This is a genomic window from Pseudomonadota bacterium (genome assembly GCA_030859565.1).
GTDB lineage: Bacteria > Pseudomonadota > Gammaproteobacteria > JACCXJ01 > JACCXJ01 > USCg-Taylor.
Window position 1 is genome coordinate 1 of record JALZJW010000261.1, and the last position, 2735, is coordinate 2735.

A 2735-nucleotide genomic window follows, 5' to 3' on the forward strand; every position below is an offset into this window, starting at 1 on the left:
CATATCCCTGTGCCGCATCCAGAAAGGCCAGACGGGCGCGGGAGCGCGTCAGGAAAATAAGAATGAGGGCGAGATAGACGATGATGATCACATAAACGAAAACCGTCGCAACGGCGATGATGGTCATCATGCTTCGCATGGCCTGGAAGGCTTGAGGCGGCGCGGGCCCGACCACACCGGGCAGGACGGCCTGAAACGCGTTGTTCATCGCCGGCATGACGAATGCGAATTGATAGACGGCCTGGAAGAGATAAAATGCGATCGAAACCGAGGTAAAGATCATTGCCATCGTCCGTGCCGTCGGGCTCATGCGCAGCAGCCCAATGCCGGAAGTCAGCATGCCTATGCACACGATCAAGCCAAGGACAATCGTGATGATTTTGAATGATCTGGTAACCGGGGACCGTTCTCTCAATGGCTTTATTCAATTCTTCCTGCATGCGCGCCTGAGCGGGATCTCCCGCGAACATGTTGCCGCCCATGGCGCCTTGCATCACCAGGCTCAGAGCGCTGCACACATTGCAGAGCAGGCCCAGGCTGCCGTAGATTATGGCCAACACACCAGCAGCGGTTACGATTCCGGGACGTTCCAATCTCATGATGTGATCCTTAATGTCTCTCGATCGGTGAAGGTTTCACCGGGTTCAATTCAGGTTTTCAAGGCGTCCAGGCAAGGGCGCGGATTTCACCAAATTCGCGACCCAGTCTGGACCACGTGTGTCCGCCATCTTCGGAGCGAAACACCAGCCCGCTCACACTGCTGGCATAGATCAACAGGGGATCGGCCGGATGGACGGCAAAGTTCCAGATGGTGCTGTTCGCCGCGGCGGGCATCGTTGCGGGTTTCCAGGAACGGCCGCCGTCGGAAGAGATGCCGATGCACCCCGTCGATCCCGGCGGTCCGTCGCCATTGCCCAGCAGGACCACGTTGGGGTCGTCAATGCGTGACGTCAAAGTACGGCAATAGGAATGGGGCATGCTCTTGGCGATGTCCAGCGGGTAAGCGTCACTTTCGTAGGTAGCCTTTACGCGGCCGTCGACCAAAATCCGTCCCACTGGTCGGTGTCGCTGCGATAGAGGGCGCGCAGATGGGCGACGCCGTCGGAGCCTTCTTCGCCCCAGCGCATGCCGCCCATGCACAGTCGTTGATTGATGAGGGTTTTGCAGGCCGACTCGACTGCTCCGGATGCGATCTGCCAGCCTTGCTTTAGGTACTCTGAGTATTTCATCCGCTCCTGGTTGCCGCGGATGTAATTCAAGACACGCTCGTGCTCGGCCCGCGTTTCCTCGTTCATCTCTTTTATCTTCAACCTCTCAAGAACCTTTATCATCTGAGCGCCGCCCGCGTGCTTGAGGATGTGACACCATGCCGAGAGCAACTTCGCACCGGCAGGACCGGGACGCCACAGCTTGGTCAGCTTGGCCAAATGGCCTGCGGCGTGTTGAAAGTCCAAGATCTTCACTGCCCGCGGAAAATGCACATCGAAGAATTCCTCAAGCCCATTGCCCCCGTCGCTCAAGGCGATCCATTGCTCCGCCCGGTTCATCCCCACCTGGCCCGCTTGCCGACGCAATGCTGTTCCCAACTCGGCAAGCGTATAGAAGCCTGCCAGGTAACGCACGCCATCGCATGGTTTGGATAACGCCTCGTCGGCGGCCTGGCGCGGCTGGGGATTGTAGACCATGCCGACGTTGATCATGCGGCCATCGACTTTGACGCCGTTGGGGCCTTGCATGAGAATGCCCGTCGCGTCCAGACTGACATACGCGCAGGTTTTGCCCGTGCTGTCCTTGTTCCACTGCCAGGGTTCGCTGGCCCCAAACGTTTTGCCTCCTTTGAGCAATCCTCCCAAACGAGCGCCCGCCGCCTCGGTAGTGCGTTCCACGCTCGATTCGCTCAGGCGCAGGCCAGCCAACTTACGCAGAGTCCGCTTGGCTGCCTTGCCGAAGCTCTCTTGGACTCCCGCTAAAGAAGTGACCTCCTGGGCGGCCGGCGTCAAACGCTGCGGCGACAAAGAAAGCATCTCATCCCAGGGCACTTGTCCCTGGCTGCATGACTTGCAGTGATAGTAGCCCCGTTGGATATTAATCTCACCAACCAAGCTGACGATCCTTTTGCAGCGATAGCCGACAAAGCGCGCGGACTGACTGCAGTGAGGGCAGGTCATGCTCGATCCTTGGTACCCCTTTTTTTTCGCTCGTTCAGAGCGGTTTCGATCGCATGAGCAGCAAGGCGATGAGCACTATCACGCACCTGGAACTCGCTCTCCCCCAGGAGCTGCCGATCCGGCTTGGACACCATGATGCGGGCCATCGCCAAGGTCTCCTCGCGTGCCTTTCGCAGAAAGATCTCGGCCAAGCGTTGCGCTTCGACCTCTTGCTCCGGGGAAAGAACGATATCCTTGTCCAAGCCCTTCATGGCCAACTCCGCAGGTGATAAGTCAAAAGGAGTGAAATCGGCGTGTTTTTGCCGCTTCTTCATAATTGCCTATCGACACCTGCGACCGCCAGCATTTTCCTACCTACTTTTCAGCTGCCTACCCCCTGGCTCTCTCGCCAGGCCTTCCAACATCGCTTGTCCCCGCCCGATGCGATAGAATACTGCAACACCATCCGGAGGTTCCCATGCCAATACATAACTGGCAGCCTGTCGACGCCGGCATTTTCCACGCCTTTCATCACGACTGGATCACGGAGATCGCGCGCGCCCTTAATCGCGGCCTTCTGTCCAGTGA

General features: G+C 58.2%; 4 protein-coding genes. All 4 read right to left on the reverse strand.

The features are described 5' to 3' along the window. The coding region (locus M3436_20465; protein MDQ3566345.1) for a hypothetical protein at nt 1–340 on the reverse strand (340 nt) is incomplete at its 3' end. A gap of 317 nt (nt 341–657) precedes the next feature. Then, entirely contained in the window at nt 658–1056 is a 399-nt protein-coding gene (locus M3436_20470; GenBank protein ID MDQ3566346.1) for a hypothetical protein, read from the reverse strand. Next, nucleotides 1026–2168, reverse strand: coding sequence for an ISKra4 family transposase (locus M3436_20475; GenBank protein MDQ3566347.1), 1143 nt, complete (start codon nt 2166–2168; stop codon nt 1026–1028). Before M3436_20475 ends, M3436_20470 begins: the two co-directional genes overlap by 31 nt. After that, nucleotides 2165–2482, reverse strand: coding sequence for a hypothetical protein (locus M3436_20480; protein ID MDQ3566348.1), 318 nt, complete (start codon nt 2480–2482; stop codon nt 2165–2167). Before M3436_20480 ends, M3436_20475 begins: the two co-directional genes overlap by 4 nt. Between the last annotated feature and the right edge of the window lie 253 nt (nt 2483–2735).